Raw genomic sequence first — 18,314 nt, 5'->3', positions numbered from 1 at the left:
CTTCGCTCGCGCTGTATCGCTGTCCCGTGGCGCCATGATGCGGGTCAAGTAGGGGCGACGGGACTACTGCTAAGGTCGAATTGTGCTCTCGAAGGCAGGTGTTTTTTCGCCGATCGAGAAGCGTGCAGCACCCCCGCCGCCTCCGATGCGGCGACCGCTGCTGCCACCGAACAGGCGGGTCGGCTGCCATCTTCGAGGGATGGCCGTCGCTCAGCATGCAGGACTAGCGTTGTCATTTACTCTGTTGAGGTGCAAGTCGATGAAAGAGCAATTCGCGCAAGCGTGGGAAGGGTTTGCCGGGGGCGAGTGGAAGAAGGGCGTCGACGTACGAGACTTTTTGCTGGCCAACGTGACCCCCTACGAGGGTGACGAGCGTTTCCTGGTCAGCGAGCCGGCGGCCAGCACTCGCGAGCTATGGGACACTGTGATGGAAGGCGTCAAGCAAGAAAACGCCACCCATGCACCGCTGGACTTCGACACCTCGCTGGTCTCGACCATCACCGCTCATGACGCCGGCTATATCGATCAGCGTCTCGAGACCATCGTTGGACTGCAGACCGACGCGCCGCTGAAGCGGGCGATCATGCCCAACGGCGGCATCAAGATGGTGGAGGGCTCATGCCAGGCCTACGGTCGTGAACTCGATCCTCAGGTCAAGAAGGTCTTCACCGAATTTCGCAAGACCCACAATCAGGGGGTGTTCGATGTCTACACCCCGGACATCCTCAAGTGTCGCAAGTCAGGGGTGCTGACCGGACTGCCGGACGCCTACGGTCGTGGACGCATCATCGGTGATTACCGCCGGGTCGCCCTTTACGGCGTCGACTTCCTGATGCGTGACAAGCAGGCGCAGTTTGCCTCGCTGCAGCAGCGCTTCGAACAGGGCGAGGACCTGGAGGCGGTGATCCAGCTGCGCGAGGAAGTCGCCGAGCAGCATCGTGCACTCGGCCAGCTCAAGGAAATGGCCGCCAAGTACGGCTTCGACGTCTCGGTCCCGGCTGCCACCGCCCAGGAGGCCATCCAGTGGACCTACTTTGGCTACCTGGCGGCAGTGAAGTCGCAAAACGGCGCCGCCATGTCACTGGGACGTACTTCCAGCTTCCTCGATATCTACCTGGAGCGTGACCTGCGCCAAGGCGTGATCGACGAAGCCCGCGCCCAGGAGCTGGTCGATCACTTCATCATGAAGCTTCGCATGGTGCGCTTCCTGCGCACCCCTGAGTATGACGAGCTGTTCTCCGGCGACCCGATCTGGGCCACCGAATGCCTGGGCGGGATGGCACTGGACGGACGCACCCTGGTCACCCGTACCAGCTTCCGTTTCCTCAACAGCCTCTACACCATGGGCCCGAGCCCGGAGCCGAATCTCACGGTGCTGTGGTCCGAACAGCTGCCCGACGGCTTCAAGCGCTACTGCGCCAAGGTGTCCATCGACACCTCATCGATCCAGTACGAGAACGACGATCTGATGCGCGTGGACTTCGCCTCCGACGACTACGCCATCGCCTGCTGCGTGTCTCCCATGGTGATCGGCAAGCAGATGCAGTTCTTCGGTGCACGGGCCAACCTGGCCAAGACGCTGCTTTACACGATCAACGGCGGCGTCGACGAGAAGCTGAAGATCCAGGTCGGCCCCAGGAGTGAGCCGATCGCCTCCGAGGTGCTCGACTTCGACGAGGTGTGGGCGCGCATGGATGGCCTGATGGACTGGCTGGCCCGCCAGTACGTGACCGCCCTCAATGCCATCCACTACATGCACGACAAGTACAGCTACGAGGCGGCGCTGATGGCGCTGCACGACCTCGACGTCAAGCGCACCATGGCCTGCGGCATCGCCGGGCTGTCGGTGGCGGCGGACTCGCTGTCGGCGATCAAGTACGCCAAGGTGCGCCCGGTGCGTGATCCTGATGGCGTGGCGGTGGACTTCGAGATAGAGGGTGACTACCCCTGCTTCGGCAACAATGATCCGCGCGTCGACGATATCGCCTGCGAGCTGGTCGAGACCTTCATGAACAAGATCCGCAAGCTCAATACCTACCGTGGCGCCGAGCCGACCCAGTCGGTGCTGACCATCACCTCCAACGTGGTCTACGGCAAGAAGACCGGCACCACGCCGGACGGTCGTCGCGCCGGCGAGCCCTTCGCACCGGGTGCCAACCCCATGCACGGGCGTGACACCAAGGGCGCTGTGGCCTCGTTGACGTCGGTGGGCAAGCTGCCCTATGCCCACGCCAAGGACGGGATCTCGTATACCTTCTCCATCGTGCCGAGGGCGCTGGGCAAGGACGAGGGCGCCCAGCGCAGCAACCTGTCCGGCCTGCTCGACGGTTACTTCCACCACAGCGAGCGTCAGGAAGGCGGCCAGCACTTGAACGTCAACGTGCTCAACCGCGAGATGCTCGAGGACGCCGTGGTCAATCCGGACAAGTATCCTCAGCTGACCATCCGCGTGTCCGGCTACGCGGTGCGCTTCAACTCCTTGACCGCGGAACAGCAGCGCGACGTGATCTCCCGGACCTTCACCGAAACGCTCTGAGCCGACAGTCGTCTCGCCCGGGGCCGCGACAGCGGTCCCTTTCCGGGCTCCGGGTCTCTCCCGGAGCCCCTTTTCGTGAGGAGTCCCGATGATGATCACTGGCCGTCTCCATCACCTGGAGAGCTGTGGTGCCGTGGATGGCCCAGGCATTCGCTTTCTGGTGTTTCTACAGGGCTGCGTGATGCGCTGTCAGTACTGCCACAACCGCGACAGCTGGGATCGCCAGGGCGGACGTGAGGTGACGGTGGACGAGATACTCACCGAAGCCAGAACCTATCTGCCGTTCATGCGGGCGTCAGGGGGCGGCATCACCTGCACCGGCGGCGAGGCGCTGCTGCAACCGGCGTTTGTGCGCGACCTGTTTCAGGCGGCCAAGGCCGAGGGCATGCACACCTGCCTCGACACCAATGGCTACGTCTGCCACTACGATGAGGTCCTCGACGAGTTGCTTGCCGCCACCGACCTGGTGCTGCTGGATCTCAAGCATCTCGACGAGGGCGTGCACCGCGAGCTCACCGGTATCCCCCGACGCCGTCCCCTGGCCTTTGCCCGTCATCTGGCGGCGATCGGCAAGCCCACCTGGATTCGTCAGGTGATCGTGCCTGGCTTTACCGACAGCGAGGCATCCATGCACCTGCTGGGGGAGTTCGTCGAGACGATGGACAACGTCGAGCGTATCGAGCTGCTGCCCTATCACGCACTTGGCGAGTACAAGTGGCAGGAGCTGGGAGAGCACTATCCGCTGGCAGGGGTGGCGCCACCGAGTGGCGAGACCATGCAGCGTCTGGTGACGATCGCCTCGCGGTATCATCCGGAGGTCATCGCTGGCTGACGTGGCGATGTCGCCCGCTCGAACAACACAGCGAGCCCCTCTCACCCTTTGGTGAGAGGGGCTCGCTGTCGTTTCAGAAGAGCTGTTGTTTCAGGAGATGAGCAGGGCCGGCAGCGCCTCTGGGCGTCAGTCGCTCAGTTCGCCCCTGCGGCTGGCGGCGGCGGTGAACAGCACATCGGTGGAAGAGTTGAGGGCGGTCTCGGTGGAGTCCTGGACCACGCTGATGACGAAGCCGATGGCGACCACCTGCATCGCCACGTCGGCGGAAATGCCGAACAGGCTGGCGGCCATGGGAATCAGCAGCAGCGAGCCACCGGCCACGCCGGAGACGCCGCAGGCGGCCAGGGCGGAGACCACGCACAGCAGCAGGGCGGTGATGAAGTCCACGCTGATGCCCAGGGTATGGGCGGTGGCAAGGGTCATCACGCTGATGGTGATGGCGGCACCGGACATGTTGATGGTGGCGCCGAGCGGAATCGAGATGGAGTAGGTGTCCTCATCCAGCTTCAGACGCTTGCACAGCTCCAGGTTGACCGGGATGTTGGCTGCGCTTGAGCGGGTGAAGAAGGCGGTGATGGCGCTGCCGCGCAGACAGCTGAAGACCAGCGGATAAGGGTTTTGGCGAGTGGCCAGGAAGACGATCAGCGGATTGGTCACCAGGGCGACGAACAGCATGCAGCCGACGATCACCGACAGCAGTTGGGCATACTCCAGCAGCGCACCGATTCCGGCTTCGGCCAGGGTGCCGGCGACCAGTCCGAAGATACCCAGCGGTGCCAGACGAATGACCCAGCGCACCAGGGTCGATACCGCCTGGGACAGGTCCTCGATCATGCCCTTGGTAGCGGCACTGGCGCTGCGCAGCACCAGGCCGAGGCTGACGGCCCACACCAGAATGGCAATGAAGTTGGCGTCCATCAATGCGCTGACCGGGTTGGCCACGGCGCTCAACAGCAGGTTGCGCAGGATCTCTATTACGCCGCCTGGCGGATTGCCGCTGGCCTGAGCGGTGTTCAGGGTCAGTTCGGTGGGAAGGGCGAAGCTGGCCACCACCGCCACCAGCGCCGCCACCAGGGTGCCGATCAGATACAGCACCAGTACGCTGTGGATCTGGGTCGGCTGGCCGCGCTGATGGCCGGCGATGGCGGCCATCACCAGCACGAAGACCAGCACCGGGGCGACCGCCTTCAAGGCCGAAATGAACACCTGGCCGAGCAGCGATACCGAGGTGGCGAGCTCGGGGGACAGGGTGGCGACGGCGATACCGCAGAGGATACCGAGCACGATCTGAGGGATCAGCCCCAGACGATTCAGCGCCTTGAAGGGAGCGCTCAAGGAGGTGGACATGGTTCTGGTCTCGAAGCGTGGAGTGTGCATCGACCGTCGCGACAGGACGGATGGGCGTCGGCTTGTGGCCGGAAGGAGGGCGATTCTATCACCGTCGGCCACACCCAACGGTTCGACTTAAGCATGATATCAGCAGTAAGAATCTGGCATGGATCAGCAGTTGCATAGATGGTGTGGCTGCATTGCTGGTGTCCGCTGAAAATATTGACTGGGTCGGGAAAATGTTCGGCCGGATGGCAGCAAGCCCCGCCTGATCGGCGGGGCTTGCATGGGGAAGAGACGCTTCCCGGGGGTGGCTTGGCGCAAGGCCTGGCGTGAGTCTCCTCGAGGCGTCTTTATGTCGAGCAGACGCGGGCAGGGCCTCTGCACCGGGATTACGCGATAAGGGGTTCTTTCCCGGGGTTCTGTCCCGGCGTTCTTTACCGGAGTTCCTGACCGGGGTTCTTTGTCAGGGCTTAGCGGGCGCCGGTCAGCGCCTGGGCCAGCTCGCGAGTCAATGCGAGCACGGCCTGGGTACCTTCGGCGGGAGTGTCGCCGCTGGCCTGGGCATCGATCAGCGCCGAGCCTACCACCACGCCGTCGGCGAAGGCGCCGATCTCTCTGGCCTGGGCGGCGGTGCGAATACCGAAGCCCACGGCGATGGGAATATCGCTGTGCTCGCGGATGCGGGCTACCTCCTGTTGCACGCGTTCGGCGCTTGGCGCAGCACCGCCGGTGACCCCGTTGCTCGAGACGTAGTAGAGAAAGCCCGAGGTATTGGTGAGCACCCCCGGCAGACGGCGGGCATCGGTGGTGGGGGTCGCCAGACGAATGAAGTTGAGCCCGGCTTGATTGGCAGGCTGGCACAGCTCGTCGTCGTGTTCCGGCGGCAGGTCGACCACGATGAGACCGTCGACGCCGGCAGCCTTGGCCTGATCGAGAAAGCGTGTCACGCCACGGGCGTAGATGGGGTTGTAGTAGCCCATCAGCACGACCGGTGTCTGTTGATCGGTCCGACGCAGTTGGCGGACCATCTCGAGGGTCTTGTCCATGGTCTGGCCGGCATCCAGCGCCCGGCGGGTCGCATGCTGGATGGCGGTGCCGTCGGCCATGGGGTCGGTGAACGGCATGCCGAGTTCGATCACATCGGCGCCGGCCTCGCCCAGGCCCTTGAGAGTCGCGAGGCTGGTGTCGTAGTCGGGATCACCGGCGGCGATGTAGGTCACCAGGGCGGCGCGTCCCTGCTGGCGAGTCTCGGCGAAGCGACGTGCGAGGCGCCCCTCGGCGGTAGTGGTCGTGGTCATGGTCTCTCTCCTGGAATCCGGGGTGTCAGTCCTGCTGGTCGGGCTTTCCCAGGCCCAGTTCATCGGCAAGACATTCGGTGGCGGTGGCCATGTCCTTGTCGCCGCGGCCGCTCAGGTTGACCACCATCAGATGATCCGCCGGCAGTCGCGGGGCGCGCTTGATCACCTCGGCCAGGGCGTGGGAAGACTCCAGCGCCGGGATGATGCCTTCCTTGCGACACAGCAGGGTGAAGGCGTCCAGCGCCTCACGATCGGTGGCCGCCACGTACTCGGCGCGCTCGATGGCATGCAGCCAGGCGTGTTCGGGTCCGATGCCGGGGTAGTCGAGGCCGGCCGAAATGGAGTGGGCGTCGCTGATCTGGCCCTCGTCGTCCTGCAGCAGAAAGGTACGGTTGCCGTGCAGCACGCCGGACCGCCCACCCTTGAGGCTGGCCGCATGGCGTGGGGTGTCGAGGCCTTCGCCGGCCGCCTCGACGCCGACCAGCGCCACTTCAGGGTCGTCGAGGAAGGGGTGAAACAGGCCCATGGCGTTGGAGCCGCCGCCGATACAGGCGACCAGCGAATCCGGCAGGCGTCCTTCCTTGGCGGTGATCTGGTCGCGCACCTCTCGCCCGATCACCGACTGGAAGTCGCGCACCAGCGCTGGGTAGGGGTGGGGGCCGGCCACGGTGCCGATGATATAGAAGGTGGAGTCGACGTTGGTGACCCAGTCTCTCAGCGCCTCGTTCATGGCGTCCTTCAGAGTACCGTCGCCGGCGGTGACCGGAATCACCTTGGCGCCCAGCAGTTGCATGCGCTGTACGTTGGGCTGCTGGCGATGGATATCGGTGCTGCCCATGTAGATGACGCAGTCCATGCCGAAGCGTGCGGCGACGGTGGCGGTGGCCACACCGTGCATGCCCGCGCCGGTCTCGGCGATGATGCGACGCTTGCCCATGCGACGAGCGAGCAGGATCTGGCCGAGGGCGTTGTTGATCTTGTGGGCGCCGGTGTGCATCAGGTCTTCGCGCTTGAGATAGATGCGCGCGCCTCCCAGATGCTCGGTCAGGCGCTCGGCGAAGTACAGCGGGCTCTGGCGACCGACGTAGTCGGCCGACAGCGAGGCCAGCTCGTCAGCGAAGGTCGGGTCCTGGCGTGCGGCGTCGTATTCCTGCTCGAGATCCAGAATCAGCGGCATCAGGGTCTCGGCCACGAAACGACCGCCGAAGTCACCGAAGAAACCACGAGGGTCGGGTCCGTGACGGAGGCTGGGAGTTGGGCGTTGCTGGTTCATGACGGGCTCCAAGGCTGACCAGGCGCGATCTGCGCCCCGAATGGCATGGACAGCAGCGTAGCGCTGCATGAGGCCGGAAAAAATCGAAATAACGGCCAGGATGTGTGAGAAAATCTCACTAGTTGAGGGGCAGCAAGACCACTCGGCCCTTCACTGTGGTCCCGAACTAGGCCGTGAGCCGTGCCCCGGAAGTCCGCACGCACGGCACGCGGTGGCACCATCAGCTGACCTCTGGGCGCCGGGGCACACCAGGCCCAGCCCAGACAAGCCCAGCCCAGACAATACAAGACACCCCATGCCAAGCCGGGAGAGACGTTCGCCATGACATCGCACAACCAGGACGTCCCGTTGCCCTCGCTCAGGGCGCTCAGGGCCTTCGAGGCGCTGGGGCGCCACGGTAGCGTGTCGCGGGCGGCGGCCTCGCTGCACCTGACCCATGGTGCGGTCAGTCGTCAGATCAAGCTGCTCGAGGACCAGTTGGGGGTTGCCCTGGTCGAGAAGGAAGGGCGGGGGTTGAGACTGACCGATGCCGGCCGTGAGCTGGCCGACGCCGCCGGCTTCCATCTTGGCGCCCTGGCACGGGTCTGCGCCGAGGTCGCTCGCACCAGCGTCCAGTCGCCCTTCGTGCTGAGCTGCCCAGGCTCCTTCCTGGCGCGCTGGTTCATTCCTCGACTGGCCCGCTTGAAGCAGGCTCTGCCGCAGTTGGAGTTGCATCTGACCGCCGGTGAGGAAGGTGTCGCGACGCTATCCGGGGTCGATGGTGTGCTGCGCTTTCAGCGCTTGCCGGAAGGGGAGCCGCCGGGCGAGGTCACCCGTATCCTCGGGCAGGAACGCATCGGTCCCGTGCTCAGTCGTGAGCTTGAGCTGCATCGGTCCGGCGGGGCTACAGCAAGCCCGCCCGACCCGCGGGTACTGCTCGGCCAAGCGCTGTTGCATACCCGTTCACGTCCCTCCGCCTGGGGCGACTGGAGTCGCCGCCAGGGGATCGCGCCGGAGCGGCTGACGATGGGCCAGGGCTTCGAGCACCTCAACTACCTGCTGGAGGCGACCCTGGTGGGGCTTGGGGTCGGCATTGCGCCGGACTACCTGGTGGAAGAGGACGTGCACGCAGGGCGCCTGGTGGCGCCTTGGGGCTTTGTCGCCACCGACGCCTGCCTGGTGCTGGAACTGGCAGCCGGGCCTAGGGGGGCGCGCCATCCGCTGGCAAATGATCTGGCCGACTGGTTGGCGGCAGAGCTGGCCGAAGCGCCGGTGCTGGGCTGATACGAGGTGCTGGGCTGATACGAGGTGCTGGGCTGATACGAGGTGCTGGGCTGATACGAGGTGCGAGCCGGCAATGATGTGGCTTGCCGCGCTGTGAACGGGTGCTTGGTCGCGCTGCTGCGTGCTGGTGGTAGGGCAGGAGGTCTGAATGCAGTCTTTGTTAATGTTATGTTATAACGTATTTTTTTATCAGGCTGAACCGGCGGTGAAAGGATGAATTACGCACAGATCGAGGCCAACCAGGCCGTCAACGACACAGTCAGCGATACGGTCAACGACACGGTCGACACAGACGCCCGGGGGAGAGAGCCCATCGACGATCCACAAAGGCTGTCGGATGTGGCCGTGCAGCAGGTGAGCCAGGGCGTCGCCCTGGACTGGGTCGGCATGGAGGGCATCGCGCTGCCCGTCGAACTGGCGGGACAGCGGATCGAAGCCAGGGTGAACGCAGGGGTCAGTCTTGACGCCCCGGAGGCCCGCGGGATTCATATGTCGAGGTTGTACCTGGCGCTTGACGACCTGACCGAAGAAGCGCTGACGTTGCCTCGACTGGACGCCTGCCTGGCGCGCTTTCTCGACAGTCACGAGGGTCTCTCCCGGTCTGCCAGTCTGTCTCTCGAAGGACGTTTGCTGTTGAAGCGTCCGGCGTTGGTCAGTGACCTGGCTGGCTGGAAGGCTTATCCCTTTCACCTTGAAGTCGAGCAACGAGGTGGCCAGCGGTCGGTAATCCTGCGTCTGGAGGTGGGCTATTCCTCCACTTGCCCCTGTTCCGCGGCGCTGGCGCGTCAATTGATCCAGCAACAGTTCAACGGAGACTTTGCCGCAGAGCCTCATCCGGCCCGTGATGAGGTGCACCGCTGGCTGGGGCAAGAGTCGGGGATCGTGGCGACGCCTCACAGCCAGCGCAGCCAGGTGATCGTGGCGCTCAGGCTGGGCCTCGAGGTCGAGGACGTCCCCATGGTCGAAGTCATCGACAGGGTGGAGCAGAGCCTGGGCACGGCGCTGCAGACCGCGGTCAAGCGTCCCGACGAACAGGCCTTTGCATTGGCCAACGGGCAGAACCTGATGTTCTGCGAGGACGCCGCACGTCGTGTGCATGGTTGCCTGATGACCATCCCGGGGATCGATGGCTTCGAACAGAAGGTGATCCATGCCGAGAGCCTGCACGCCCACGACGCCGTGGCCCGCAGCAGTTGGCGCTGGTAGCGTGGGCAAGTACCTGAAGCGGCCTTGCCCTTGTATGGCCGGCCGGCAGGCTAGCGAGGATGCGTGCTGTGATCTGGTAGCGTGGGCAAGTACCTGAAGCGCATTTGTCCTTGTAGTGCCGGCCGGCAGGCTAGCGAGGATGCGTGCTGTGATCTGGTAGCGTGCGCAAGGGTCCGAAGCGGCCTTATCCTTGTATGGCCGGCTGGCAAGCCAGCAAGGATATGTGCTTCGGCACGCGTAGGAGACCACTTGGTGGGGGGGCAGGTCGAAACAGGGGTTTGAGACGTGGTTTTATAGGATGGAACACACCGTTCAGGGCGTGGTCATGACAAGGCCATGAAACATCCATGGCGTTGCGATAACAGCACGCCATTGTTGCCTGGTGGGTAGACGCGCCCGTGTCGACTGGTGTCTCCCGAGGGCCGTCTTTCACCATGGAAGGATTGTAGAGATGCGCTTCAGGTTTCTAAACGTGACGGTTTGTGTCTTTTGCTTTACTCTTTTCACATCATCGGTAGCTGATTCAGCATATAAGCGAAGATTGCTTCCACGCCCAAGCAGGAGGCCATAGGGGGAGATGTGAGATATTGCTGGCGACTCATGGTCCTGGGGCTGACACTGGCATCGCCCCTGTCGATGGCGCTCGAACCGCCCTCGGGCACGCCTTTGTTGAAGGTGTCCGGTGACATCGGGGTCACCAATGTCGGTGATCAGGCCTGGTTCGACCGCGACATGCTCGAGGCGCTACCCCAGGGCACGATCACGACCCATCTCCCCTGGTTTGACGGTGCCTCTGTCTATCAGGGGCCTCTGCTCGAGGGGCTACTCGATGCGGTCCAGGCGCGCGGTACCGAGCTGCGTGTTTCCGCATTGAACGATTTTGTGGCGTCGGTTCCGGTGCAGGATGCCTCGACCTTCAACCTTGTGCTGGCGATGTGGCGCGATGGCGAGCGCCTGGAAGTGCGCAATCAAGGGCCCCTGTTTGTGATTTATCCCTTTGATCAGCACCCTGAAATCTACAACGCTGTCTACCTGACGCGGTCCGTCTGGCAGGTGGAGTCCATCGATGTCCACTGAGCCGCCGGTGGCCGAGGTCAGATTATGCTGAAACTGCCGTATCGCTCGAGGGTGGCGGCCACCGCAACGGTGCTGTTTTTTGTGGCGGCACTGGTGGCGGGAGGCCTTACCTTCGATCGGCAGCAGGAATTGCAGCATCGCATCCTCGATACCGTCACCTGGAACCTCTACCAGTTCGATCGCATGGTGCGCGAAATGCGCATTCAGGCCGCCGAGGTCAGCGCGGATGATATCGATAGCCTGGTCCTCGACTACGAGATTCTGCACGGACGAAGCGACTTGTTGCGTCAGGGGCAGACTCGGGACTTTCTGCGTCAGACCAGTGCCTCTCAGGAACTGTATCGGCGCGCGGAGCAATTGATCGACGATCTGGGGGAGCGAGTCGAGCCTCTGGAGCAGGGGGGACGCCTGCTCGACGACGACAGGGATGCACTCAAGCAGACCCTGGGGCAGTTGCAGAACGTCAGTCGCGACATGCTGTTGCAACACAAGGCCAGTGTGGCCGAGTTGCGCACCCGAGATACCCAGTCGATGCTGCGTCTGTATGGTGTCGTGCTGGCCTGCATCGTGCTGATCATGGTGACCGGTACCGTGCTGGTGCTGGCGCTGATGCGTGAGGGGCGTGCCCACACCCTCAAGGCGGAGTTGCTGCAGGCCCAGTCGCGAGCACTGAAGGAAGCGGTGGAGCGTGCCGAGAACGCCAGTCGCGCCAAGTCCGATTTCATGGCGATCATGAGTCACGAGATGCGCACTCCGCTCAGTGGCGTCATGGGCATGACCGATCTGCTGCGCGACGAATCCCTGAGCGATCAGGGCAAGCGTCATATCGAAGGCCTGGAGGCCAGCGCGACGGGACTGCGCTCGGTGATCAACGATGTGCTCGACTATACGCGGCTGGAGACCGGCCGGATCGAGGTCGAGCGCGAACTGTTTGCGCTGCGCCATATGCTCGACCAGACCACCCTGGGCTATCGTTCGCAACGCCTGGGCGATGTGCAGTTTCTGATGCGCCTGGCCCCGGACCTGCCCGCTTGCGTGGAAGGAGATCAGCATCGACTGCGCCAGGTACTGCAGAACCTGTTGAACAACGCCTTCAAGTTCACCCGCCAGGGGTTCGTGATGTTGAGGGTTTCCTGTGCCCAGGATCAGCGCATTGCCTTCGTCGTCTACGACACCGGGTGCGGGATATCTCAGCAGGATGTCGAGCGCATCTTTGAGCCCTTCGAACAATCCGATCCGGTGATGGCCAGGCGTCATGACGGTGCCGGGCTTGGCCTGCCCATCGCACGTAGCCTGGTGCGCGCCATGGGAGGCGACCTCAAGGTGGACAGCCAGTTGGGCAGCGGTTCCAGATTCTGGTTCGAACTTCCCTTGCCGGCCAGCGATCAGAAAGAGGAGAAGGTCGAGGTGGCGTTTGCTCCGGCGCCGCTGGCGCCGCACCATGTGCTGGTGGTGGACGACAACCTTCTCAACAGGGAGCTGGTGGCCAGTATGCTGGCCCGCCTGGGCCAGTCCTGCGAAGTCGTGTCCAACGGCGAGCAAGCGCTGCAGGCGCTGTCACAGCGTGACTTCGATCTGGTGCTGATGGATCTGCAGATGCCGGTCATGGATGGTCTGGAGACGACCCGGCGCTGGCGCGAGCGGGAAGCGGCGATCCACCGTGGTGATGGCGACGACGACGCTCGGCTGCCGATTATCGCGGTGACGGCCAACGTTCTGCCGGAACATCGCCGGGCCAGCCGCGAGGCGGGGATGGATGACCTGATCGGCAAGCCTTTCACGCGTCAGGATCTAGGCCAGGTGCTTGGTCGCTTTCCCTCTCGGGTCTATCCCTCCCTCGACCCCGACGAAAACTTCTGGACGCCTCCGAGTACATCCGCCCACGAAGGGGCCTCCGCGCCCAGCCAGACGGCGACGGAAGAAAGAGTCGCCAGTGCTGACCTGCTGTCACGAACGACGCTTCAAGAGTTGCGCTCGATGGTCTCGGCGGATGCTCTGGAGCGCATGGTACGCGGCTACCTGGCCCGCTTTCCTGCTCGCATCGCGAGGCTCTACACGGCCCACGAAGAAAGGGACTTCGACATGCTGGTCGGTGAGGCCAGGGAGCTTCATCATGCGTCAACCACCCTGGGGTGCACGGCAGTGGTCGCGGTGGTGGAGGCAATCATCGAGCACGGTGAGATGGGCCGTCACGAGCCGCTGGTGCCTCTGATCAAGGAACTGGAGGACATCGGCACCCGCACCGGTCTTGCCTGGCGAACCACCGGAGTGCTCGACAGCTTTCGCTGAATCCTGAGCGTGAATGCCTTCCCTGGCCGTTGAACTGGCAGTAGCATGTCGCTGGTACGGCAAAAATTCGTCGAGAATGCCGATTTTCAATGGGAGAGGCGTCATGGGATGGCGAACCATCGCGTTGGTGATGCTATGGGGAATGGTCGGACAGGCTCTTGCGCTGGACGCCCCCGGTGGCAGGGTGATCCTCGAGGTGGGTGGGCGCATCTCCGTGACCAATGTGAGTGATGAAGCCCACTTCGACCGCGCCATGCTCGAGGCGCTGCCCCAGCATGTCGTGGTGACCGGCAATCCCTGGATCGATGGTCAGTCTCGCTTTGAGGGGCCGCTGCTCAGCGATGTACTGGCGGCGGTGGAGGCCGAGGGCGACGAACTCAGGGTGGCCGCCATCAAGGACTACGAGACGCTGATGCCGGTGAGCGACGCCCACGAACATGGCGTGATCCTCGCCATGCGCCGCGATGGAGAGCGCATGAGAATCCGCGACAAGGGCCCCTTGTTCGTGGTCTACCCTTTCGACGACCAGCCGGAACTCAAGACCAATATCTACTTCAGTCGATCTGTCTGGCAGGTCGCCCGCATCGACGTCAACTGAGTTCTCATGGCCCATCGTCTGCGCATCAGGATTCCTGCGATCGCCGCCGTCGTCTTCATTGTCGCCGTGATGGTGACAGGAGGGCTGATCTATGACCGCAACAAGGCGATCTACCACCGAGACGTCGACACCGTCACCTGGACCCTGTATCAGTACGATCGCTCGCTGCGCGATCTGCGGCTGGCCATCTGGGAGCGCGGCGATAGCCGGCTGGACGAGACCCTTTTGGATTTCGAACTGCTGTACGGGCGCTTCATGGTGCTGCTGGAGGGCCAGACGAGCAACTTCCTGGATCGCTACGCGACCGGTCGTGAGCTGATCGACGAGCTGGATCGTGGCATGCAACGGCTGGATCGACGCTTCATTGCGGTGGCCGATGGAGACGTTGCCTATGACGCTGCACTGCGACGCGAACTGATAGAGCGTCTCGGCGAAGCGCAGGAACTGAGTCGGCAATTGATGCTGCATCATGGTCGAATCGCCGCGGAAGAGCGCAGCGCGGACATGGGCGTGCTCGGGCGATTGTACATCGCGGTGCTGATCTCGATCCTGCTGTCGCTGATCGCCGGTGGCGTGCTGATTCGTGCGCTGGTGAAGGAGGCGCGTCAGCATCGTCACAAGACCCATTTGCTCGAATCCCAGTCCGAAACCCTGCGCGAGGCCTATCAGCGCATGGAAGTGGCCAATCGCGCGAAGTCCGACTTCATGGCCATCATGAGCCATGAAATCCGTACGCCACTCAACGGCGTGCTGGGCATGGCCGAGCTGCTGCACGACGAACCCTTGAGTGATCAGGGGCGCCGTCAGATAGAAGGGCTGCGTGACAGCGCCGCTGGGCTGCGTTCGGTGATCAATGACGTGCTCGACTACACCCGTATCGAGGCAGGGCACCTGGCGGTCGAACGTCAACCCTTCCACCTGTCGAGAATGCTGGAGCAACTCGCGACCGGTTATCAGACCCAGAGCCGCAGCGGGGTGCAGTTCCTGATGCGTGCCGCTCCCGCCTTGCCCACCTGGGTCGATGGCGACGTGCATCGGCTGCGCCAGGTGCTGATGAATCTGCTCAACAACGCCTTCAAGTTCACCGAAAGTGGCTTTGTGATGCTCAGGGTCTCCGACAATGGGGACGGCCGGCTGACCTTCATGGTCTATGATACCGGCTGCGGTATCGCCCAGCAGGACCAGCAGCGCATCTTCGAGCCCTTTGCCCAGACCGATACCGCCCTGTCACGCCGTCATGAGGGTGCCGGCCTGGGGTTGGCGATCTGCTCTCAGTTGGTCGCGGCCATGGGCGGAGAGCTCAAGGTGGAAAGCCAGCCGGAGTCCGGCAGCCGATTCTGGTTCGATCTTCCCTTGCCGGTGGTGGCGGGGGTGGAAGAGGGTGCTGCCAGCACCGGGCAGCAGGAGCCGCTGGAAAGCCAGCACGTGCTGGTGGTCGAGGACAATGCCCTCAATCGTGAGCTGGTGGCCGCCATGCTGACCAGACTGGGACAGACCTGCGAACTGGTGGGCAATGGCGAGCAGGCGCTGGAGGCCCTGGGCCAACGACGTTTTGATCTGGTCTTGATGGACATGCAGATGCCGGTAATGGACGGGCTAGAGACCACGCGTCGCTGGCGCCAGCACGAAGAGGCTCTGCGCGAACAGGGCCAGCGGGTCCAGCGTTTGCCGGTCATCGCGGTGACCGCCAACGTCATGCCCGAGCATCATCGCGCCTGTCTCGATGCGGGAATGGACGACGTCATCGGCAAGCCGTTCTCGCGCAAGGAGCTGTCTGCTGCGCTGCGCCGTTACAGCCGGGTGTACGCGGCACCGAGCTCCGCTGACGCGAGTCCATCAGGCGGCGACAATGCCGGCAGGGGGGGCGATGGCAGGGGTTGCGATGGCAGGGCGAGTGGTCCGGACCGCGGCCTGGATAGCGAGACCTTAGGCGGCACTGTCGAAGCGGCACCCGCCGTCGTTGCCCCGATGCTCGAGGATCGGCCCCGGATCGACGAGACGCTGCTCGCCGGAGACACGGTAGAGGAGCTGCGTCAGGTGATGTCGCCCCAGGGCCTGAGTCGCATGGTGGCCAACTATCTGCAGCGTTTCCCGGAGCGGCTCGAGCAGATGCGAGAGGCGCTGTCGGTCGGCGACCACCAGGCACTCGGTCAGATTGCTCATGACGTCAAGGGCGTCTCTGCTTCGCTGGGCTGCCAGGCCCTGGAGGCGCAGGCCGCCCGAGTGGAGCGCATGGCAAACGACGGCCAGCAGGCGGAACTCGAGACACAGCTCGAGATACTCGCCCGGCTGGGCCCGGCGACCGGCCAGGCTCTGCGATCGGCGGGGCTGTTGCAGACCTGAAAGCGGCCCTGGGCGGGACCCTTCGATGAGGTGACGTCCCGCCGCTGGCGGGGCCTAGACGTCGCCGGGAGCCACGCCGCTGGCCCAACGTTCGTCCGGATGCACCTCATTGGCCGGCATCACCGGATCGTAGCCCTCATGGCGCAGGGCCTCGATGACCTCTCGGGTATGTTCGCTGCCCAGCGTCTCCAGGGTGGCTTCGACCTCGGTGGCGCGCAGCGACAGGTCGGTGAAGGTACGCTGGTGGGTGATGCTGATGACGTTGGCGCGCTGCTCGGCGAGCAGTTGGGTCAACTCTGACAGCGAGCCGGGTACGTCGGAGATGCCCACGCGAACGCGCACGATGCGACCAGAGCGCACCAGGCCGCGCTGGATCACCGACGACAACGCCTGCATGTCGATATTGCCGCCGCACAGGACCAGCCCCACCTTGCGACCGCGGAAGCGCTCCGGCTGGCTCAATACGGCAGCGAGTCCCGCCGCACCGGCGCCTTCCGCGACCGTCTTCTCGATCTCCAGGAACATCAGGATCGCCCGCTCGATGGTGGCCTCGTCGACCAGCAGGATGTCACTGACGTGCTCGCGCACCAGTTCTCGCGTGATCTTGCCGGGCTGCTTGACCGCGATCCCCTCGGCAATGGTAGCGAGGCTGTAGTGGATCTTTTCACCCGCCAGCGCCTGCTGCATGGCGGGAAAGCGGGCGGTCTGCACCCCGATGATCTCGATGTCGGGATTGAGTCCCTTGGCGGCCACGGCGTTGCCGCCGATCAGGCCGCCGCCGCCGATGGGGATGACCAGCGCATCCAGATCCGCCACGTCTTCGAGCATCTCCAGCGCGATGGTGCCCTGGCCGGCAATCACGCGCTCGTCGTCGTAGGGGTGGACGAACACATAGCCGTGCTCCTCGGCCAGGCGAGCCGCGTAGTCTCCGGCCTCGTCCACCCCATCACCGACCAGGTGCACTTCGGCGCCAAGGGCCCGGGTATTGCTGACCTTGAGATTGGGAGTGTGGCGCGGCATCACGATGACCGCCCGGATGCCGAGCCTTGAGGCGTGGTAGGCCACCGCCTGAGCGTGGTTGCCGGCCGACATGGCGATGACCCCCCGCTGGCGCTCGTCTTCGGACAGGGACAGCAGGTGGTTGAGGGCGCCGCGTTCCTTGAAGGCGGCGGTGAACTGGTGGTTCTCGAACTTGATGTACAACTCGCAGCCGGCCAGCCGCGACAGCGTGGCGGAATGCAGAAAGGGAGTACGGGCGATATGGCCGACGGTCGCATCGGCGGCACGTCGAATGTCTTCAAGGGTCACACTCATCCGGGATCTCCAGCGGGTAACAGACAGATGGCCGGAGGTCGTCCGGCACAAGGTGTCGCCGGCGGGGTCGCCGGCTCGATCCGAGAGCCAGGCGTGGCCGGCATTGCCGAGGGGAAGGGCGGCGCTCAGTCGGTGGTAGCCGGGTGAGTCGCCGCCTGGCGCATTCGACGGCGCAGGGCGGTCGCCAGGCCGAAGACGTGGTCGTCTTCGCCTCCCATGGCGTGCAGGGCGTCTGCCAGGTGCAGCAGGTAGTCGCTGTTGGGGCCGCTGGGGCCATGGGCGTGGGCGATCTGCTCAGCGATGCTGTCATCGGAGGCATCACCGAGATAGGCCGGGTTGGCATCACCGGCGATGTAGACCAGCCCCTCGGCGGTCCTGGCGGTGGTCAGGCCGTCATCGTCGAGTGGGTCATCGACATCAGGCTGATCATTGTCGGCGAGATCGTTGTCCAGAAAATGCAGCGTGACACGCTCACGCAGATAGCCGTTCTTTTCACGCAGGTCCAGGGGGGCCAACACCTCCGGCCCGATCAGGTAGGCCATGCCCAGACATCGCGAGCCCGGCTGGTGGATCAGCGTCGCGACGCGACCAGGAGCCTCAGGAGTGCCGCGATGATCGTGGGAGCCCTGCCAGAACCGGCGGGCGTAGCCTTCGATCAGCGCTGGACGACGTGCGCGATAGGCGAAGTCCGCCTTCCAGATCAGCGAGCCGTAGCCGAACAGCCAGATCGCCTCGCGAGAGCCGAAATGGTCCTGGCGTTGATTGGCTTCCCGGGTGTCCGCGCTGACAGGCGTTGGCCGGTTGGAAGGGGAGTCCTGCGGGTGCATCGAAGATCCTTGTCGAATGAAGTCAGACGGACTGGTGGTGCTCGAGTCGATACCGCCACGCCGTCACTGCGCCGGGCAACCGGTTGTCAGCACAGGGGGCGCGGGTATGATGGTGAGCGCCACGCA

General features: G+C 64.1%; 13 protein-coding genes. 8 read left to right on the top strand and 5 right to left on the bottom strand.

Annotated features, from left to right (window positions below):
- The first annotated feature begins 259 nt into the window (after window positions 1-259).
- Both pflB and pflA read left to right on the top strand, forming a co-directional pair.
- Window positions 260-2,536, top strand: a complete 2,277-nt coding sequence (gene pflB / locus NFI08_RS21630) for a formate C-acetyltransferase (protein WP_349591449.1) — start codon at window positions 260-262, stop codon at window positions 2,534-2,536.
- Between the two features lie 88 nt (window positions 2,537-2,624).
- Window positions 2,625-3,368: a pyruvate formate lyase 1-activating protein gene (gene pflA / locus NFI08_RS21625; RefSeq protein WP_045993787.1), complete on the top strand. Its 744-nt coding sequence runs from the start codon at window positions 2,625-2,627 to the stop codon at window positions 3,366-3,368.
- Between the two features lie 126 nt (window positions 3,369-3,494).
- Here pflA and sstT read toward each other — a convergent pair whose 3' ends face one another.
- From sstT to trpB, 3 genes are all read right to left on the bottom strand, one after another.
- The gene (gene sstT / locus NFI08_RS21620; protein WP_349591448.1) at window positions 3,495-4,715 is read right to left on the bottom strand and encodes a serine/threonine transporter SstT; all 1,221 of its coding nucleotides are present in this window, start codon (window positions 4,713-4,715) and stop codon (window positions 3,495-3,497) included.
- A 455-nt stretch (window positions 4,716-5,170) separates the two neighbouring features.
- Window positions 5,171-5,998, bottom strand: coding sequence for a tryptophan synthase subunit alpha (gene trpA, locus NFI08_RS21615; RefSeq protein WP_349591447.1), 828 nt, complete (start codon window positions 5,996-5,998; stop codon window positions 5,171-5,173).
- Between the two features lie 25 nt (window positions 5,999-6,023).
- Entirely contained in the window at window positions 6,024-7,271 is a 1,248-nt protein-coding gene (gene trpB / locus NFI08_RS21610; protein ID WP_108133831.1) for a tryptophan synthase subunit beta, read from the bottom strand.
- 321 nt (window positions 7,272-7,592) lie between these two features.
- Here trpB and NFI08_RS21605 point away from each other — a divergent pair, with 321 nt between their 5' ends.
- The 6 genes from NFI08_RS21605 to NFI08_RS21580 all read left to right on the top strand — a co-directional run bounded on the left by NFI08_RS21605 (window position 7,593) and on the right by NFI08_RS21580 (window position 16,047).
- Entirely contained in the window at window positions 7,593-8,534 is a 942-nt protein-coding gene (locus NFI08_RS21605; protein WP_349591446.1) for a LysR family transcriptional regulator, read from the top strand.
- A 213-nt stretch (window positions 8,535-8,747) separates the two neighbouring features.
- Window positions 8,748-9,740: a GTP cyclohydrolase FolE2 gene (gene folE2 / locus NFI08_RS21600; RefSeq protein WP_108450042.1), complete on the top strand. Its 993-nt coding sequence runs from the start codon at window positions 8,748-8,750 to the stop codon at window positions 9,738-9,740.
- 600 nt (window positions 9,741-10,340) lie between these two features.
- Window positions 10,341-10,817, top strand: a complete 477-nt coding sequence (locus NFI08_RS21595) for a putative pterin-binding protein (protein WP_108133828.1) — start codon at window positions 10,341-10,343, stop codon at window positions 10,815-10,817.
- Window positions 10,818-10,841: 24 nt separating this feature from the next.
- Window positions 10,842-13,106: an ATP-binding protein gene (locus NFI08_RS21590; RefSeq protein ID WP_349591445.1), complete on the top strand. Its 2,265-nt coding sequence runs from the start codon at window positions 10,842-10,844 to the stop codon at window positions 13,104-13,106.
- Window positions 13,107-13,209: 103 nt separating this feature from the next.
- Window positions 13,210-13,704 (top strand): putative pterin-binding protein, encoded by a 495-nt coding sequence (locus tag NFI08_RS21585; protein ID WP_108133826.1) that lies wholly within the window; start codon window positions 13,210-13,212, stop codon window positions 13,702-13,704.
- A 6-nt stretch (window positions 13,705-13,710) separates the two neighbouring features.
- Complete coding sequence (locus NFI08_RS21580) at window positions 13,711-16,047, top strand: ATP-binding protein (RefSeq protein WP_349591444.1); 2,337 nt, start codon at window positions 13,711-13,713, stop codon at window positions 16,045-16,047.
- A 54-nt stretch (window positions 16,048-16,101) separates the two neighbouring features.
- Here NFI08_RS21580 and NFI08_RS21575 read toward each other — a convergent pair whose 3' ends face one another.
- Entirely contained in the window at window positions 16,102-17,361 is a 1,260-nt protein-coding gene (locus NFI08_RS21575) for a threonine ammonia-lyase (RefSeq protein WP_349591443.1), read from the bottom strand.
- 125 nt (window positions 17,362-17,486) lie between these two features.
- Complete coding sequence (locus NFI08_RS21570) at window positions 17,487-18,188, bottom strand: gamma-glutamylcyclotransferase (RefSeq protein WP_349591442.1); 702 nt, start codon at window positions 18,186-18,188, stop codon at window positions 17,487-17,489.
- Window positions 18,189-18,314 lie beyond the last annotated feature (126 nt).

The sequence above is a fragment of the Halomonas sp. EF61 genome (assembly GCF_040147045.1).
Classification (GTDB): domain Bacteria; phylum Pseudomonadota; class Gammaproteobacteria; order Pseudomonadales; family Halomonadaceae; genus Halomonas; species Halomonas litopenaei.
The sequence above is the reverse complement of the archived record's forward strand: the minus strand, read 5'-3'. Positions and strand labels throughout refer to the sequence as shown.